We start from the raw sequence: 15,401 nt of genomic DNA on the forward strand, positions 1-15,401 counted from the left end.
GCTGCGCCTGGCGCGGCGTTATGGCGGGCGGGCAGCGGCGTTGCCTGCCCGCGGGCCACGAGTGCATTACAAGCGTGACCCACCGCTGCTCCACGCAGCGTTGTGGCGTAGCTACGCCTGCCTGCGACAGAGCAGCAGGGGAGAATGACCACCGACGGCAGCAGCGCTGCATCTGGGGGGCCGGTAGCAAATCACGCACATAAGGATGATTATATTGCTCTGAAGCACTCTTTGCCGCCTTTGCGGCTCACTTGGTGTACATCGCCGCCGCCGAATTAACCGGTCAGTAGGTTGGGAATCACAAGCTCTCCCCGAAGAGCAGTAACTTTTCCCCTGAAGCTACGATTTAAGTTATTCCTTAATTAAACTATGTTCCCCCTTCCCGCACTTGCGTATTGCCCGGGTAATGGTGAAGCGAGAGGCGAGCCATGTAAGTCAATTTTTTCATGTTACAGGTGGCGTTCGGTGGTGTGCCTTGTGTTCTTGGTGGGATGTAAGAGGAATTTTTCGTGCTGCTGAGGCAATGGTGGGCGGATGAAGCGAAGACAGAGCCGTGTAAGTCGGTTTTTTCGTGTTACAGGTGTATTTGTTGGTGCTTAACGCTCTTGGTGGGCTGTAAGAGGAAATTTCCGTGTTACTGGGGTTCTTGAGGGGTGAATAGAGCAAGGTAAGGCCATGTAAGTCGGATTTTCCATGTCATAGGGCATCTGCAATCACAGGAGTGCATTGGAATGGTCTGAGCCAATTGGAGGGTTGATTGGCCCTGTGGGGCTGCTGTACGCGCCGAGGATCCGCATGGCGCTTCGCAGCCGTGTCAGGGCCCTCTCCGCCCGCCACTCTGGCGGCGGGCGCGCCCACAACAAAGCCGGCGGCGCTAACCGCTCGCCGCCGGCTCAAACAAGGCTCGGCCACTAACAGCAGGCCGAGCTAACCCCGCCAGCCCGCCGCCAGGAAGGCGCGGCTGATGCGGGCGAACTCGTCGAGGGACAAGGTCTCTCCTCGACGGCCAGGATCAATCTCGCAGCCGATAAGCAGCTGCGTCATTTCCTCGCGGCGTTCCTTGCCCACGAACGTCGTCAGGTTGTTCGCCAGCGTTTTGCGGCGCTGGGCGAAGCTCGCCTGGACGATGCGGAAGAAATGCGCCTCGTCCTCCACATCCACCGGCGGCTTCTCGCGCACCGCCAGCTTGATGACAGCCGAGTCTACATTCGGCTGCGGAATGAACACCGTATGCGGCACGATGCAGACAAGCTGCGGCTCGCAGTAATACTGCACGGCTACGCTCAAGCTGCCGTATTCCTTGCCGCCCGGCTTCGCCGCCATGCGCTCCGCGACTTCCTTCTGAATCATAACGACGATGTTCTCGAGCGGCAGACGCTCTTCGAGCAGCTTCATCAGAATCGGGGTGGTCACGTAGTACGGCAGGTTCGCCACAACGCTTACGCCGCTTACGTCCGCGAAACGTTCTTCGAACAGCTTTTTCAGATCCAGCTTAAGCACGTCGCCGTGCACGACCTTCACATGCTCCTCGCCCGCCAGAATGTCGCCTAGAATCGGAATAAGCCGGTTGTCGATCTCAATAGCCGTTACCGTGCCCGCCGCGGCAGCCAGATGCTGCGTGAGTGCGCCGATGCCCGGTCCGATCTCAAGAGCGCCCTTCGTCTTGTCGAGTCCGGCCGCGTTTACGATCTTGTGTAAAATATTTTGATCAATCAGGAAGTTCTGGCCCAAGCTCTTCTTAAACGAGAAGCCATACTTCGCGATAATTTCCTTCGTGCGTTTCGGCGTTGCTACCTCAATCGCCTTTATATCGTTTCCGCTCATACCGTTCACTCCTGTCCCTGTTCCATCGTACGCAGAGCCTCCGCGAACTCTTCGCGGGAGATCCGGAAGCTTGTACACCGTTTGAAGAACTGCTTGCCGTTCGCATACCCGATCCCAAGCAGCTTGCCCATCTGAAGACGTCGGTTTGCCGCATCCGGATGGACGATAAGACCCGCTTCCATCAGATCCTCCCAAGTAATGTCCCCTTCTCCCGCCGCCATCTCCGTCCGCAGCTCGGAGAGCGCCTGACGAATCGCTTCGGGGCTCGCGTTCTCGATTCCGATATCGCCTTTGTACATTGCCTTCTCCTGCGGCAGAAAAGCATGCTTGCAGCCCGGCACGCGCCGCGCGACAATTTTGCGGATTCTCTCGCCCGCATGATCGGGGTCCGTAAATATAATAACGCCTCTGCGTTCCATCGCCAGCTCGATCCGGCGCAGCACTTCCTCGCCAACCGCAGAACCGTTTGTTTCAATCGTATCCGCTTCAACGGCCCGCTTCACGGCAACCGTATCGTCTTTGCCTTCCACCACAATAATTTCCTTAATCACAAGCGAACATTCCTTTCCAAAGCAGCAACTTTCGCTCTTCTTTCACCGTCAATGATCATGCAGCCTGCTTAGCATCTCCATACACACAAAAAGAAGAGGCAGCTGCCTCTTCTTATAATGGCATATTTAACAATGAAATACGATAGCGGAAAGCCATTAGCTTGCTGTTGGCTTGTTTGGTCCAAGCACGTATACGGTATACCCTTTTTTACGGCCGAACTTATTGGCATAGCTTGTGCTGTCAAAGTAAACGTCGATCTTGTTGCCATTGATGGCACTGCCTGTATCCTCCGCCCTGCGGAAGCCAATGCCTTCGATGTACACCCACCAGCCGATTGGAATAACATCCGGATCCACCGCGATGGTACGGCCTTCCTTCACCTTCGCGCCGGAAGCCGTAATGCCGTATCCCGGATGACTCTCATCCTTGCCGGTAGAAGCTACGCCTGCCGAATAGGCGGTTAAAGTAACATTCTTGAGAACCTTCTTTGGCCTAAACGTTACGCCACTCTTTGTATACGAGCCCGTGCTCGTACTGGATAGCGTATGTACGTCCTTCTTTGAACCCACCGCTACGACCTGACTGACAGTATGCTTCTGAACGACTTTGTCGACCAGCTTGGAGGAGACAAGAACACCATTCTCGTACTTTTTCTCCACGCGCTCGATAACGACGCCAGTCTTGCCGGATTGCACCAGCTTCTCCTTCCCTTTCTCGAGGGTAGGATCTTGTTTCTTTACGATCGAGAACGGCAAAGTCCGTTCGTTCTCTGCTACCTTGGTATCGATGCGTGTAACGGTAACCGTCATTGCCTTCGAAATCTGAGTATCGAGAGACGGGTTAACTCTATCTTGATCGCGAACCGGAATATTTAATTTCCCGATCGCCGCCTGTACTGTTTTCTCTGTCGTGTACACCGTCGATGTTTTGCCATCTGCTTTTACGGTAACCGGAACCGCGTATTTAATCTCGATGCGGTCTCCGTCTTTGATGGACGCATTCAGAGGATGGGATACCTCGTCATAGGGTCCAACCGTTATAGCTTGTTCATCCAGTAGGCGTTGCAGGACCCATTGTTTTGTCTTAACAACAGTTTCTTGTCCGTTCACTACTACGGATACGCTCTTATCAGCCGATCCGTACAACAACACCAAAAACATGAAAGTCATAGCGATTGAGATAATTGCACTCAGAACAATCAAACGCAAATTTTCATGCTTCCATCGCATTGCGAAAGTCATGCTGGATGATCGCTTCCCATGGGTCTCCTTAGCTTGGATCATGCCCATTTCTATCGGTCCTCCTTCATAGCCCCGCCGCCAAACTGTTACGCATGATACTATTGACGCGACTATTAAGTATATTGGCGTGACGAGCACGCTCCAGTGTTACGGCCTCCCACCTTCAAGATTTACCCTGTAAAGACTATTTCCGAAGTAGCAAAATCGAAAATAAAAAGAAGCCTTCGACAGAGGATCTGATCGTGGCTTCCTGGGTAATCAAACATTCAGGAAAAGGTGAATACACGAGGTTGATCGCTCTCTATATTCGCTTACGAGGTTAGCTGACGGGTTCGGGCGAGAGAGCTGCCCTATCCACGGAACGAATGCTCATGGCAATCGCCGCAAAATTCACCCCTGAAGAATTCATACGCAGCACGATGCTTCAAGACGTCCTAACTATGCATCCGCTGTCGTTGGTTCCCCCGCTCTCCGGCTTTCGGAGATTAAGCGCAAACTGGAAATCCAATACAAAAGTTAAAGCTCTGAGAAAAATCATACATTCCTGACCACAGAATTGTAAAGATGCGTTAAAAGACGATTTTAACGAAATTTTAGGATTCTAAAGGCAAATAAGGGCGATTCCAACAAGTAAAAAGACTTTTATCGCCGCTATAGTCCTTATTTCAGCGGTTTTACACCGTTTTTAAACAATACCAAAACATTTTTTACCGTTTGCGCTTGTAATAACTGCGATTTCCTCCTTGGATTTTCCTGTTATTTCCGCTGCTGCCTCTGAGACCAAAGACACATACGAGCTCTCATTCCTCTTCCCTCTAAATGGATGGGGAGACAGATAAGGGGAATCCGTTTCGATGAGAAGACGGTCAAGCGGAACGTTCGCAAGCACCTCTTTAGGCACCCTTGCATTTTTGAAAGTGACCGGTCCGCCGAACGAAATATAGAAGTTCATATCGAGGCACATTTTTGCGGTTTCCCAGCTGCCGGAGTAGCAGTGCATAACCCCTCCGACTTCAGACGCTTTCTCCTCCCTCAAAATACGGACAATGTCCTCATGCGCATCCCGGTTATGAATGACAATCGGCTTACCCACCTTCCGGGCAAGGCGGATTTGCTCCCGGAATACCCGGTGCTGCACATCCTTCGGAGAGGTATCCCAGTGGTAATCAAGACCGATTTCCCCTATGGCTACAACCTTCGGATGGGAGCAAAGCTGCTCGATCCATTCCAGATCCCCCGGCTCCATGAAAACGCTGTCCACCGGATGCCAGCCAACCGCTGCGTAAATAAAATCGTATTTTTCCGCAAGCTCCATCGTCGTTGGAATTGTCTCCCGGTTGAAGCCGACATTGATCATTAAATCAACACCGGCAGCACGCGCCCTTTCGATAACTTCGGCACGGTCGTTGTCGAATTGCGGAGAGTCCAGGTGGGTATGTGTGTCGAATAAAGATATCATCTTAGCTGCAAGCTCCTTCTATATAAAGAGTTAAATTTTAAACAATCGCCGGACAGCCGGACTTAACCGATCAGTTGCGTCAAGGAGCGGCTCAATCGGGTAATAGATATGATACTGGCCTTGGTGCAGACCGCTGATGGAACGGACAATGTCGGATTTCACCGATATTTCGCTTAAGCTGTTATCATCGCTTAGCAGCAGAATCGGCGCTTTTTCCTCTTTCCCGCCTTTTTTCGCATCCGGGCGATAAATGTCGTAAGGCTGATCAAACGGGAAATCGATTTCCATATGGTAATCCGGATTAAGACCGATAGCGATAAACTCCCGGGCTGCTTCCTCCAATAAAGAGTCCCCCGGATCATCAAGCGTGATGTATTTGTATAGCTGGCGATTGAGGAACCTGTCGCACAATTCGGCGAGCAATGAATCCTTCTCCTCGGTCCATAACGAGAAGATCGTCTGCATGTAGGCCTCGTCCAGCTTCAAATAATCCGGCACTGTAATGCTGCCGTCAAGCAGCTTGTTAATGGGCCCCGGCATCCATGAAAAGGTATAACCGCTGTCGTACAGCTCCTTGGCCCGCCGGGTAATCTGCCTTAAAATAATCTCCGAGCTCCGGGTAACCGGGTGGAAATAAATTTGCCAATACATCTGGTAACGGGACATCAAATAATGCTCAATGGCATGCATTCCGCTTTCTTTTACGACAATCTTGCCCTGAACGGGACGCAGGACGCGCAATATCCGCTCCAGGTCGAAATTGCCGTAGTTGACTCCCGTAAAATAAGCATCGCGCAGCAGATAGTCCATTCGGTCCGCATCCATCTGGCTGGAGATCAGGCTTACAACGATCGGATTCGGGTACGTCTTGCTGATTACCGAGGCTACCTTCTCCGGGAAACCCTCCGATACGCGGCGCAGCACGCGGTTAACCTCCGTATCCTCCAGCAAAATCGCGCAGGTCCACTGCTCATGATGAGTGTCGAAAACCTGCTCCAGCGAATGAGAAAAAGGCCCATGGCCAACGTCGTGCAAAAGCGCGGCGCAGAGAGCCAGCAGTCTTTCCTCCGCCGGCCAGCCCGGATACTCGTTACGCTCGAATTGAGAGATGATCTTCCTCGTTATTTCATAAACCCCAAGGGAGTGAGAGAAACGGCTGTGTTCTGCGCCATGAAACGTCAAATAAGAGGTTCCGAGCTGGCGAATTCGTCTAAGCCTCTGAAACTCCTTCGTGTTGATCAAATCCCACACCGTCTGATCCTGCACGTAAATGTATTTGTGCACCGGATCCTTAAAAACCTTCTCTTCAGTCAGCTGCTGATTCATTCGCCCTTTCAACTCCTTTGTTCATGGTTTCGACACAAAACTCTGGTATAATGTCGAATACTGTCGTAATATAGTTTCCAAATTGTCGAAGCTGTTGTATTCTATAGTAAGATTAATATGACCTTGCTATAGAGTCAAATTCCCGTAAATATAGGTCTAGTAAGCTCTATTAAAGACTTTCTCGGTTGACTATTATGGGAATCGTTGGTATTATAGTAGCCATAAAAAGAAAAACTATGTCGAATAGTGACGAAATGTAATTTCCTGAGAGGAGAAACAAAATCATGATGAAATCTACTGGTATTGTACGTAAAGTCGACGAATTGGGTCGTGTTGTTATTCCAATCGAATTGCGCCGTACCCTTGGTATTGGCGAGAAAGATGCTCTGGAGATCTATGTAGACGGCGAGCGTATTATGCTTAAGAAATACGAGCCTGCATGTATCTTCTGCGGCAATGCAGAGAACGTATCCTACTTCAAAGGCAAAATTGTTTGCCATATTTGTTTATCTGAAATGCCTTCTCCTGTGACAAAATAAGAAATATAGGTTATAATAGAAATACACCAACTTGTTAATTCTAACCTTTTTATACTCCTTGATGCCTTCCTGTGCTAGAACCCGGCCAGGAAGGTCTTTTTTTTGCCCAAATAACGCAGTAATCTATCGATTAACTGCGTTATAGACTTCCCTCTTCGGCAGGCCCCGGTCTTGAGCCGCTTTTTTAATGGCTTCTTTTCGGTCGATGCCTTCATTCTCGTAATGGGCGACATGCTCTTCTAGCTCAAGCGTTGTCCACCAACTCTCTCCGTTATCTCCTGCGTCACCAGCTCCTGAAGTTGCCCCTTCAATAATGAGGCAGTACTCTCCTAGGGGAGGATTATCCTCAAGAAAAGCAACACATTCGGATATGCTTCCGCGCGCGGCCTCTTCATGTCGCTTAGTAAGCTCTCTAACCATCGCAATCCGCCTGTCGCCCCAGTGCTCCAGCATAGCGTCCAGCGTCTTTTTCAGGCGATGGGGAGATTCGTACATCATAAGCGTCCCTTCTTGACGGGAAAGACGGGTCAGCCATTCGGCAAGCGGCTTTTTATCCCTCGGTGGAAAACCCGTGAACATGAACCGGTCGGTCGGAAGTCCCGATATGATCAACGCCGATAAGGCGGCATTCGCTCCTGGTATAGGTACTACCTTTATACCCGCTTCTACGGCATCCTTAACAAGGTCAGCCCCCGGATCACTGACGGCAGGCAAGCCTGCATCGCTGACAAGCGCAATAGACTGTCCTTCTATTAATAGACGGATAAGCTCGCTTCCGCTAGCCTGCTTATTATGCTCATGATAGCTGACTAATCTGGTGGCTATTTCGAAATGCGTCAGCAGCTTGCGTGTCTGCCTTGTATCCTCAGCCGCAATAAGCTGCACTTCTTTTAAAGTCCGGATTGCCCGGTAGGTCATATCCTCCAGATTGCCAATAGGAGTGCCTACCAAATATAGGATACCATAATCGCTATTCGCTTGATCCTTAAAGCTTTTTTGAATTTGTATCATTGCCTTGCTCCCTCCCATCCGTAAAATTGTCGTATACAAAGACCGGCGGCAGCAACCTAAGCTCCGGCTTGCCGTCGCGTATCGCTTCTATCAATACCATATTGGCCTCCCCTTGCGCGTTGGGATGGATGAATTGCACGCGCTTTGGCTCAAGCCGGTATTTTCGCATCGTCTCCATAATATCGATAAACCGCGAAGGACGGTGAACCATTGCCACCTTTCCTCCCGAACGGACAAGCCGTGCACAGGCATGAACGACATCATCCAACGTGCAATGTATTTCATGGCGGGCGATTGCGTAATGATCATTCTCGTTGGAGTCGCCTGCTTTTACCGCCATGTAAGGAGGATTGACCGTTACGGCGTCATAAATACCATTGCCCGCTTCTTTCATGAATATTTTCAGATCTGCCTCTATAATAGAAACCTGCTCCGACAAGTTATTCATCGCTACGCTGCGTCTTGCCATATCTACCAGTCTCGGTTGGATCTCAACCGCATCGATCCGCGCATCCGTCCTGGTCGTGAGCAGCATCGGGATTACCCCGTTTCCCGTACAAAGATCAAGAATTCGTCCGCGCTTCGGAATGGTGGCGAACTTAGACAACAGCACTGCATCCAAGGAAAAGCTGAATACTTCCCGGCTTTGGATGATATGGAGACCCGTCTCCGTCATCAAATCATCAATTCGTTCATTTGGTTCCAGCCTTACTTCCCGCACCTTTGACCTAACTCCCCTGACATAAAGATACCGTCCTTCATAGACAAGGACGGTATACATGCAATGTTCTATTATTTATTAAGGAAGGATAAGCAGAACAAGCAATCTCCTTCTGTCCTCAAATGCCCGTAATATACGTTGCAGATGTGGAATCCTTCGTGATACAGCCTAGCCAAATTATCATGCGCCTCACCGACGAGACCGGCTTGCTGCGATGTATCGTGAACCGTATCTTCCTCCGCATGTACTGCAACCTCCCGGCGGGCAGGCTGGGCAGCTTGCCCCCCTTGGCGGCTTGCAGCTGTTTTTGGCTTCGGCGACGTCTCGCGTTTCAATATTTTGCGCAGCTGTTCATTTTCCATGCTTAGCTGCTGATTTTCCTCCAGCAGTTCTTTCACCCGCTGCTTCAGAACGCCCAGATGAACGTGAAAATCACCCATCCGGCTTTCTAATTCATCCATTTGATTAAAGATTTCTTTGTTCTCCAAGCTTTCACCCCAGAGCTTTCAAACGTAGTCGTTCAATTTTCCTTCACAACCACATCGTCGAGCGGCAGCTCCTTCGGTTTACCCGACACATCGAACAACTGCACGTACACAGACTTCGTGGAAGCGTTGATGCCCGTTACTTTGCCTTCGCCATAAGACGTGACGACGATTTTGCCAACGGAAGGAAGCTCCTCCCGCACGCTTTCGTAATTGTCATGCTCATATTTCAAGCAGCACATAAGACGGCCGCATAACCCCGAAATCTTCGTAGGATTGAGCGATAAGTTCTGATCCTTGGCCATCTTGATCGATACCGGTTCGAAATCCCCGAGCCAAGAGGAGCAGCATAATACACGCCCGCATGGCCCGATGCCGCCAAGCATCTTCGCTTCGTCGCGTACGCCGATTTGCCTAAGCTCAATACGCGTACGGAACACACTGGCCAAGTCTTTTACTAACTCACGGAAGTCGACCCTTCCTTCAGCCGTAAAGTAGAAAATGATTTTGTTCCGGTCGAACGTGAATTCCACATCAACCAGCTTCATCTTGAGCTGATGATCTCTTATCTTGTCCAAGCAGGTGGCAAAAGCGTTCTTCGCGGCGGCACGGTTCTCCTCCACGACCTTCGCATCTACCTCGCTGGCAATCCGGATCACTTTCTTCAGCGGAAGGACAACGTCTTCTTCACCGACTTCTTTCTGTCCGACCACGACTTTACCATATTCGATCCCCCTGGCCGTTTCGACAATAACATGCTGGTCCTTGTCCACGGGGTGCAGGGCTGGATCAAAGTAATAAATCTTGCCCGCTTTCTTAAAGCGGACACCGACAACGTTATACAAGGATTTAGCCCTCCTGTAGGTTTACCAATAGTTGCTCGACAGCAAGCTGCGGAGATACGTTGGAACGTATTTTTTTACCCGCTTCAAGAGTGTGCTCGATACAAGCAATCCAGCTCTCGGTCGGGCGGTTAAACGCATGCTTGCTAATCCAGTCCAACTGATCTATATAAACAATACTTTCCTGCCTTCCGGCCTGAAATTGAATCAAGTCTTTGAACCATAATACAAGTAACGACAGCATGAGCTGCGCTTCACCCGCAAGGTCCGTTTTGAAAAATTGCTGCTGGGCGGTGAGCATTCCCGCGGTGAATCGGGTTAGACTCTCCTTCCCTAATTGTATCACTACGTTTCTGATTTCTGCAAACTGATTCTGTTGGATAATCTCTCTAGCGCCATCCAGTCCGGAGCTCAATTGAACGGCTGCGCGGGCCAGAGTGGGCGGTGCTCCCTCGTTAACAAGAGACTGCAGCATTTCGCTTGACGAGAACGGCAGGAACGGCACCCACTGCGCCCTCGAACGAATGGTTGGAAGCACGGCTTGTCCATTATCCGTGATCAGTATGGCAACAATAGGAGAAAGCGGCTCCTCCAAAAATTTAAGCAGACTGTTAGCTGCCTGAAGGGTCATTGTCTCCGCACGTTCGACAATATATACCTTCCGTGAAGTACCGCTTCCCCGGTAAGCAAGCTCGCGCTGGAGCTCGCGTATTTGATCAATCTTGATGGATTGCCCATCCGGCGTAATGGTCAGCAGATCCGGCTGATTCCCATTCTCGAATTTACGGCATTCCAAGCAATGATCACAGGCATCATCCCCGCCAGACGTGCAAAAGAGTGCCTTGGCGAAGGCTCTGGCCATAGCCTTTCTTCCTGTACCGGAAGGACCGTAGAACAAATAAGCATGCGAAACCTTGTCGCTCTGCAGCGCATGCTTTAATATTCTTTTTGCTTTCCATTGGCCGGCTACTTGTTCCATGCTCATTGCTGCTTACCCTTTCTAAAACAATAAATTAATGAGAAGTCCGCGAATTTCTCCGATCCGGCCAAGCAGCTCGAGCCTGCCTTGTTCCGTCTCCAGCAGTTCCTCTGCCATGGATACCAGCGCCGAATCAATCTCATCGAGCAGCTTGTATCGCTTGGTTCGGCCTCTTCGATCAAAACCGCGCAGCTCCTTCAGCCCGATCCCGCGTTTGACGGTATCCTCCAGGAACCGCTTCACCATCTGCCGGTACATCTTCAACTCACGGACCGTCATCGTTCTGGCCAGACGCTCGCCTTGATTATGAATTTCCGTAAGCTTCTGCTGCAGCTGCTCCTGCGTCCGCATAGCATCCTGCTGTACCAGGGCGTCAGAGAAGCTTCTGGCAGGAGCCGGCTTCGTCGCCGTATCTCCGCCTGTGCGGTTCTGACCAAGCGGACGCCAGCTTTGATCGATTTTCATTGCTATTCACGTCCAATCAGAAATGTTCGAAACGCTCAACAGGTACGACAAATACCGCCGCTCCTCCTACTTGCACCTCTACAGGGAAAGGAATATACGAATCGGTCGAACCGCCAATTGGAGAAACTGGCGTAACCAATTGGTCTCTCACCTTGCAGTTCGAACTGATGACTTGCAGTACCTCATGAACACGCTCATCTTCTATACCAATCATAAACGTTGTATTGCCTGCGCGAAGGAATCCCCCTGTACTTGCAAGCTTGGTAGCGCGGAAGCCATCCTTCACAAGAGCATTCGACAAACGGTTGCTGTCCTTATCTTGTACAATCGCAATGACTAATTTCATCCTCATTCCTCCCAATTGGTTAGGTTAATAGAACAGGCACGAAGTCATTCCTACGTTGTTTATTGCACATCGGCTGCGAAAAATCCTTTAAATCTGCGGTCAATCGTCAAAATAATTTCTTCCAAAACAGCATTTGCCGCCTTTCCCGCATCAACCTGCACAATTCGCTCCGGAAACTGCTTCAGCAGCTTCTGGTAGCCTTCCCGCACAAGCCGGTGAAAAGCAAGCGACTCCAGGTCGAGGCGGTTGACTTCGCGTTCGCCTGCGGATCTGATCCGGGCTAATCCAACCTCCGGATCTATATCCATGTAAATCGTAAGCTGAGGCATTGCTCCATCCACCGCAAAGCGGTTGATCGACCATACCTCCTCCATGCCAAGTCCTCTGGCATGGCCCTGATAAGCGAGGCTGCTGTCCACGAAACGGTCGCAGATGACAATCTGACCGCCCGCCAGCGCCGGCATAACCTTCTCGACCAAATGCTGGCGTCTTGACGCTGCATACAGCAAGGCTTCCGTACGTGCATCCATTTCCGTATGGTTACGGTCCAGGATGACGGAGCGGATCTGCTCCGCAATCGGGATGCCGCCTGGCTCGCGGGTCGTAATTACGTTTTTGCCCCGCTGCTGCATCGTATGCGCGAGCTGCTCAATCAGTGTTGTTTTGCCGGCACCTTCGCCGCCTTCTATGGTAATAAAGATTCCCTTATTCAACCTCGTATGGCTCCTAACCTAAGCTAGTAGTAAGTAGATCTGTGTATTATTTCTATTCTAACAAAGCGATTACCCTTGTACAATTAATTTTAGCTAATTAGCGGGGATATACGGCAATTGTCTGCATCATGCTGTCGACCGCTCCCTGAAACTTGGCTCCATTCTCGGCTAATGTCGAAATATACCCGATCATCTCTTTGGTCAGCACTTCTCCCGGGTATAGAATCGGTATCCCCGGAGGATATGGTATAATCATTTCCGCGACCTCATAGCCCTCTGACTCTACCAACGGCAGTCTTTGCTGCTCCCTCTTTTTCCGGCTCCATTCTACCGGCTTTAGCGGATTTGGTGAACCATTACCCGGATAGGAACTTGTTGAAACTCTTACACTTTTGAGAGGATTGTCTCTGATGATGCGTTCAATCTGTTTGCAGGCAGCCTGGAGCCTTAACCTCGCAGCCTCTCCCGTTCGGCTTCCCCATACCAGCACAACATTCTTTATATCCGCCATCTCCGCCCAGCAGCCCTGCTCCTCCAACAGCTTCTGCAGCTCAAAGCCCGTAAACGTCCCTGTGCGATCCCATAAAACAACTCTTAGCGGATCTAAGCTGTCGTAAGCTGCTGAGCTCTGATCGTCCGGGAGTACCTTCAAAGCTCCGTCCTCCTGCTCTATCCAAGCCCGGAATGCCTGTACGGAAGCAACCCCCGGTTCAAACCATGCAGCCCCATACCGGTCTACCATAACGCGCGCAACATCAATCGATGCCATTATCGGAAAAGAAGGACTTGAGCTTTGAATCGCGGCTAGTACTTCTTTTAACGAGGCTCTTGGAATCCGTTCTCCTTTCAAATGTAGCATAGCCCCCATCGTTAGGGCGGATAGCGTCTTATGGGTAGACTGCACAACGGCATCGGCACCAGACTTAATAGCCGACTCGGGGAATGAAGGATGCAGTCCGTAATGCGCGCCATGCGCCTCGTCTATAAGCAGCAGACTATTATAGCGGTGTACGAGCTCCGCATAGCTTGTCAGATTCGTAGTCATGCCATAATAATTCGGATTCGTCAGCATCACGGCTTTAGCTTCAGGATACAGCTCAAGCGCTTGTTCTACGTTTTCTAATGATGGGGTTGTTGGCAATCCCGTTTCCTCATCTATCCTTGGGGTAACAAATACCGCTCTCGCCCCTGCCAGCTTTAATCCGTTAAGGACTGACTTATGGACATTCCGCTGAACGATCATGAGATCACCGGGCTCACATACGCCAAGGATCATCGCCAGATTTCCGGATGTACTTCCCCCTACAAGTAAAAAGGTCTCGTCCGCTCCGAAGCATTGCGCTGCAAGCTTCTGCGCTGCCGCTATGGATGCCTCCGGATGATGCAGATCATCGGTAGAGGACAGCTCCGTCACATCCAGCCTCATCATGCCGGACAACCAATTCATTGCCTTGTTTTGTTCCTGCTCGTATATATGTCCATATCCGTGCCCAGGTACATGAAACCCAACTGGCTCCGTCTCATAATGTCGTACCAGCGCTTCGAACAAAGGGGCTTGCAATCGATTCATGGTCCATAAGCTTCCCTTCTATCTATTATTCGTCTATTGTAACGGATTTAGGCACAAAAAAAGAGCGGCATCCTATTAGAAGGACTCCGCTCAGGCGTTTTTCTCAATAAAAATCTGTTTCATTTGATGAATAAAGAAAGGGTATTTGGCATCCTTAACGTCTGTCCGAACCATTTCGGATTCGCATGACTCGCAAATAAACTCAGACACGATGCGGATTCCTTCACCCTCTGCTTTATGCTCCCCGCAAATAATGCAATGAAGCGCGTGCTCTTCCGACATACCCATCCCGCCTTTCTGTCATCCTATATAGCTATTATTATGGCATATATTCTAGCGGTTTATACTTGTTTCATAGCCCATTTCAAATATTTCTATATCGTATGCAGCATCCGCCTAATTGGTGAATCCAGAATTGCCGATATACTACCTGAGTAATGAAGAAGGGAAGAACAATATGCGTCAATCCTTATTGGAACAGCAAGCAGCCACGATCTATCAATATAAGCTAATCCGCAGGAAGGTCATCCGCCCTGAGCTAGTCCAAAGCCATATCCTCATTGCAGTCATCCTGCTGGCCTTTCAGTTGCTAATGTACCGCATGGACGGCCTGTTTAGTTGGCTCCTTGGTTTTGCTATCGTGCAGGTCATTCATCTTGTTATTCTACTGCTTGCCTTTATACGCGTAGACGATGCCGTAGACCGGCGATGGGTTTGGGGAATTACACCGCCATGGTTCGGCTTTAAGCCTGCCAACGATATCCGTCTTGCCCTATACCGCCGCGTACACCGCCATCTCTTCTGGATAGGCCTCTGCGCTGTTGCGGTTATGTATCCATGGATCCAGCCATCCCTCTTTATCAGCATCTTTTGCTGGCATTTATGGCTTATCGTCCCTCGCATGCTCTTGTCCCTTGCCTTCCGCAAGCAGCGTAAAGATGGCATTCTCCGCCTCCAAAAAAACGAAGCCTCCTATTATCATCAGTAAATACCGTAACAAAACAAAGAACCTGCCGCGAAATGCGGCAGGTTCTTCATTGCTTGGCGACGTCCTACTCTCCCAGGACCCTGCGGTCCAAGTACCATCGGCGCTGGAGGGCTTAACGGTCGTGTTCGGTATGGGAACGCGTGGTTCCCCTCCGCCATCGCCACCAAACGTAAGCTCTTGGCTTATTCAAAGCTTGCGCCTTGAAAACTGGATGCGAAAGTGTAACTCTTTAAGACTTTAGGATAAGCCCTCGACCGATTAGTATTCGTCAGCTCCACACATTGCTGTGCTTCCACCCCGAACCTATCAACCTCGTCGTCTTCAAGGGGTCTTACTAATT

At 50.4% G+C, this 15,401-nt stretch carries 17 protein-coding genes, 2 rRNA genes and 1 riboswitch; of the genes, 2 read left to right on the forward strand and 17 right to left on the reverse strand.

Annotation, left to right across the window (positions count from 1 at the left end; all coding sequences use genetic code 11):
* Positions 1-927: 927 nt before the first annotated feature.
* The 5 genes from rsmA to WFJ73_RS30875 form a co-directional block, all read right to left on the reverse strand.
* Positions 928-1,824, reverse strand: coding sequence for a 16S rRNA (adenine(1518)-N(6)/adenine(1519)-N(6))-dimethyltransferase RsmA (rsmA, locus tag WFJ73_RS30855; protein WP_336776692.1), 897 nt, complete (start codon positions 1,822-1,824; stop codon positions 928-930).
* A 5-nt stretch (positions 1,825-1,829) separates the two neighbouring features.
* On the reverse strand, positions 1,830-2,375 hold the full coding sequence (gene rnmV / locus WFJ73_RS30860; RefSeq protein ID WP_127497027.1) for a ribonuclease M5: 546 nt from the start codon (positions 2,373-2,375) through the stop codon (positions 1,830-1,832).
* A 156-nt stretch (positions 2,376-2,531) separates the two neighbouring features.
* Positions 2,532-3,665: a ubiquitin-like domain-containing protein gene (locus WFJ73_RS30865; protein ID WP_336776693.1), complete on the reverse strand. Its 1,134-nt coding sequence runs from the start codon at positions 3,663-3,665 to the stop codon at positions 2,532-2,534.
* A gap of 244 nt (positions 3,666-3,909) precedes the next feature.
* Positions 3,910-4,119, reverse strand: a riboswitch (cyclic di-AMP (ydaO/yuaA leader).
* 183 nt (positions 4,120-4,302) lie between these two features.
* The gene (locus WFJ73_RS30870) at positions 4,303-5,076 is read right to left on the reverse strand and encodes a TatD family hydrolase (RefSeq protein ID WP_336776694.1); all 774 of its coding nucleotides are present in this window, start codon (positions 5,074-5,076) and stop codon (positions 4,303-4,305) included.
* A 30-nt stretch (positions 5,077-5,106) separates the two neighbouring features.
* Entirely contained in the window at positions 5,107-6,402 is a 1,296-nt protein-coding gene (locus tag WFJ73_RS30875) for an HD domain-containing protein (protein WP_336776695.1), read from the reverse strand.
* A 284-nt stretch (positions 6,403-6,686) separates the two neighbouring features.
* Here WFJ73_RS30875 and WFJ73_RS30880 point away from each other — a divergent pair, with 284 nt between their 5' ends.
* Positions 6,687-6,941, forward strand: coding sequence for an AbrB/MazE/SpoVT family DNA-binding domain-containing protein (locus tag WFJ73_RS30880; RefSeq protein WP_012772023.1), 255 nt, complete (start codon positions 6,687-6,689; stop codon positions 6,939-6,941).
* Between the two features lie 123 nt (positions 6,942-7,064).
* Here the strand turns inward: WFJ73_RS30880 and rsmI are convergent, their stop codons facing one another.
* From rsmI to WFJ73_RS30930, 10 genes are all read right to left on the reverse strand, one after another.
* Positions 7,065-7,952 (reverse strand): 16S rRNA (cytidine(1402)-2'-O)-methyltransferase, encoded by an 888-nt coding sequence (gene rsmI, locus WFJ73_RS30885; protein WP_336776696.1) that lies wholly within the window; start codon positions 7,950-7,952, stop codon positions 7,065-7,067.
* Entirely contained in the window at positions 7,927-8,628 is a 702-nt protein-coding gene (locus tag WFJ73_RS30890; RefSeq protein ID WP_336776706.1) for a tRNA1(Val) (adenine(37)-N6)-methyltransferase, read from the reverse strand. Before WFJ73_RS30890 ends, rsmI begins: the two co-directional genes overlap by 26 nt.
* A 116-nt stretch (positions 8,629-8,744) precedes the next feature.
* On the reverse strand, positions 8,745-9,161 hold the full coding sequence (locus tag WFJ73_RS30895; RefSeq protein WP_336776697.1) for an initiation-control protein YabA: 417 nt from the start codon (positions 9,159-9,161) through the stop codon (positions 8,745-8,747).
* 32 nt (positions 9,162-9,193) lie between these two features.
* On the reverse strand, positions 9,194-10,003 hold the full coding sequence (locus WFJ73_RS30900) for a PSP1 domain-containing protein (RefSeq protein ID WP_132312991.1): 810 nt from the start codon (positions 10,001-10,003) through the stop codon (positions 9,194-9,196).
* A gap of 4 nt (positions 10,004-10,007) precedes the next feature.
* Positions 10,008-10,985, reverse strand: coding sequence for a DNA polymerase III subunit delta' (gene holB, locus WFJ73_RS30905; RefSeq protein ID WP_336776698.1), 978 nt, complete (start codon positions 10,983-10,985; stop codon positions 10,008-10,010).
* A 15-nt stretch (positions 10,986-11,000) separates the two neighbouring features.
* The gene (locus tag WFJ73_RS30910) at positions 11,001-11,444 is read right to left on the reverse strand and encodes a YaaR family protein (protein ID WP_336776699.1); all 444 of its coding nucleotides are present in this window, start codon (positions 11,442-11,444) and stop codon (positions 11,001-11,003) included.
* A 16-nt stretch (positions 11,445-11,460) separates the two neighbouring features.
* A complete protein-coding gene (locus WFJ73_RS30915; protein WP_012772016.1) occupies positions 11,461-11,790 on the reverse strand; it encodes a cyclic-di-AMP receptor in 330 nt (109 codons plus the stop codon).
* 59 nt (positions 11,791-11,849) lie between these two features.
* Positions 11,850-12,503, reverse strand: a complete 654-nt coding sequence (gene tmk, locus WFJ73_RS30920; RefSeq protein WP_336776700.1) for a dTMP kinase — start codon at positions 12,501-12,503, stop codon at positions 11,850-11,852.
* 97 nt (positions 12,504-12,600) lie between these two features.
* Complete coding sequence (locus WFJ73_RS30925) at positions 12,601-14,073, reverse strand: aminotransferase class I/II-fold pyridoxal phosphate-dependent enzyme (protein WP_336776701.1); 1,473 nt, start codon at positions 14,071-14,073, stop codon at positions 12,601-12,603.
* A 90-nt stretch (positions 14,074-14,163) separates the two neighbouring features.
* The gene (locus WFJ73_RS30930; protein WP_336776702.1) at positions 14,164-14,355 is read right to left on the reverse strand and encodes a sigma factor G inhibitor Gin; all 192 of its coding nucleotides are present in this window, start codon (positions 14,353-14,355) and stop codon (positions 14,164-14,166) included.
* A 175-nt stretch (positions 14,356-14,530) separates the two neighbouring features.
* Here WFJ73_RS30930 and WFJ73_RS30935 point away from each other — a divergent pair, with 175 nt between their 5' ends.
* Positions 14,531-15,061 carry a transposase gene (locus WFJ73_RS30935; RefSeq protein WP_336776703.1) on the forward strand — a complete coding sequence of 177 codons (531 nt, stop codon included), beginning with the start codon at positions 14,531-14,533 and terminating at the stop codon, positions 15,059-15,061.
* A gap of 51 nt (positions 15,062-15,112) precedes the next feature.
* Here the strand turns inward: WFJ73_RS30935 and rrf are convergent.
* Both rrf and WFJ73_RS30945 read right to left on the reverse strand, forming a co-directional pair.
* Positions 15,113-15,229 (reverse strand): 5S ribosomal RNA (gene rrf, locus WFJ73_RS30940).
* A gap of 70 nt (positions 15,230-15,299) precedes the next feature.
* Positions 15,300-15,401: ribosomal RNA gene (locus tag WFJ73_RS30945) — 23S ribosomal RNA — on the reverse strand; the annotation flags it as partial.

The organism is Paenibacillus sp. MMO-58, assembly GCF_037146255.1.
In the GTDB taxonomy this organism is placed as follows: domain Bacteria; phylum Bacillota; class Bacilli; order Paenibacillales; family Paenibacillaceae; genus Pristimantibacillus.